Origin of the sequence: Mesorhizobium sp. M1A.F.Ca.IN.020.06.1.1 (assembly GCF_004023265.1) — a bacterium.
Lineage (GTDB): Bacteria > Pseudomonadota > Alphaproteobacteria > Rhizobiales > Rhizobiaceae > Mesorhizobium.
In genome coordinates, this window is sequence record NZ_RZSR01001119.1 from 1 (window position 1) to 1749 (window position 1749).

The 1749-nt window shown below is 62.8% G+C and carries 1 protein-coding gene and 1 pseudogene; both read left to right on the plus strand.

Annotation, left to right across the window (positions count from 1 at the left end; genetic code table 11):
• A pseudogene (locus EOA60_RS31580) lies at positions 1-252 on the plus strand (NAD kinase); the annotation flags it as partial.
• A 191-nt stretch (positions 253-443) separates the two neighbouring features.
• The coding region (locus EOA60_RS31585; RefSeq protein ID WP_164899717.1) for a DEAD/DEAH box helicase at positions 444-1749 on the plus strand (1306 nt) is incomplete at its 3' end.

The following is a 1749-nucleotide window of genomic DNA, read 5'->3' on the forward strand; positions in this document are numbered from 1 at the left end:
TTGGCGCTGACGCCGGTGAGTCCCTTCCGGCCCCGGCGCTGGCGCGGCGCGCTGCTCTCCAACAAAGCGATCGTGCGCTTCGACATATTGGAGTCGGAAAAGCGCCCGGTGAACGCCGCCGCCGACCACACCGAGGTCAAGGCGATCGCCTCTGTCACGGTGCGGGAATCGCCGACCGCGACGGCGACGTTGCTGTTCGATCCCAATCATTCATGGAACGAGCGTATTCTTGCCGAGCAATTCCGCTATTGAGCCGGTAGAAGACAATAACCCCGAATAAGCATCGCAATTAAGGTTACGTGTTCACAATCCGCCGGATTCCCGGCCGTTTCTGTTGACAAATCGCGGACTTGCGCCTAACTGCAACCCGATCTTGCAGGCGCGCGGCGCCCGCCGCAACGCGTGTTGCGATTTTTCCCGAACCAGCCAAAGACAGCCACAACTTGTCCGCAGACACTCAGACCGCTCAAGAAGCGTTGACGTTCACAGACCTCGGCCTGTCGCCGAAGGTCCTCTCCGCAGTCACCGATGCCGGCTACACCAAGCCTACCCCGATCCAGTCCGGCGCCATTCCGCATGCGCTGCTTGGCAAGGATGTGTTGGGCATTGCGCAGACAGGCACCGGCAAGACCGCTTCCTTCGTGCTGCCGATGCTGACCCGGCTGGAAAAGGGCCGTGCGCGTGCCCGGATGCCGCGCACGCTGATCCTCGAGCCGACACGCGAGCTCGCCGCCCAGGTTGAGGAAAACTTCGTCAAATACGGCAAGAACCACAAGCTCAACATCGCGCTGCTGATCGGCGGCGTCTCCTTCGAGGAGCAGGACAAGAAGCTGGAGCGCGGCGCCGATGTGCTGATCGCCACGCCCGGCCGGCTGCTCGACCACCGCGAGCGCGGCAAGCTCTTGCTCAACGGCGTGGAGATCCTCGTCATCGACGAGGCCGACCGTATGCTCGATATGGGCTTCATCCCGGATATCGAGCGCATCTGCGAGATGATCCCGTTCACGCGCCAGACCTTGTTCTTCTCGGCGACCATGCCGCCGGAAATCACCAAGCTCACCGAGAAATTCCTGCATGCGCCGGTGCGCGTCGAGGTATCCAGAGCCGCTTCCACCGCGACCAGCATCACGCAGCGCCTGGTGAAGTCAGGCTCCAAGCCGTGGGACAAGCGCGAGACGCTTCGCAATCTCATGCGGGCCGAAGAGTCCGATCTGAAGAACGCCATCATCTTCTGCAACCGCAAGGTCGAAGTGTCGGAGCTTTTCCGCTCGCTGCTGAAGCATGATTTCGACGCCGGCGCGCTGCATGGCGACATGGATCAGCGCGCCCGCATGCAGATGCTTGCCAATTTCCGCGATGGCAAGCTGCGTTACCTCGTCGCCTCGGACGTCGCCGCCCGCGGCCTCGATATTCCAGACGTCAGCCACGTCTTCAACTACGACGTGCCGATCCATGCAGAGGATTATGTCCACCGTATCGGGCGCACCGGCCGGGCCGGCCGCTCCGGAAAATCCTGCACCATCGCGACGCGCTCCGACACCAAATATGTCGACGCCATCGAAAAGCTGATTGGCACCAAGATCGAATGGCATGACGGCGACCTGTCAACGGTCGCCGAGAGCGAAGGCGAAGAAGCGCCTCGCCGTGGCCGCGGCGCGCCGCGGCGCGCCGGTCGCAAGGATGAGGACCGCAAGAGCCGTGGCGAGCGCAAGAAAAGCGCGGACCGCCACGGCTCTTGCGGTCCTCATC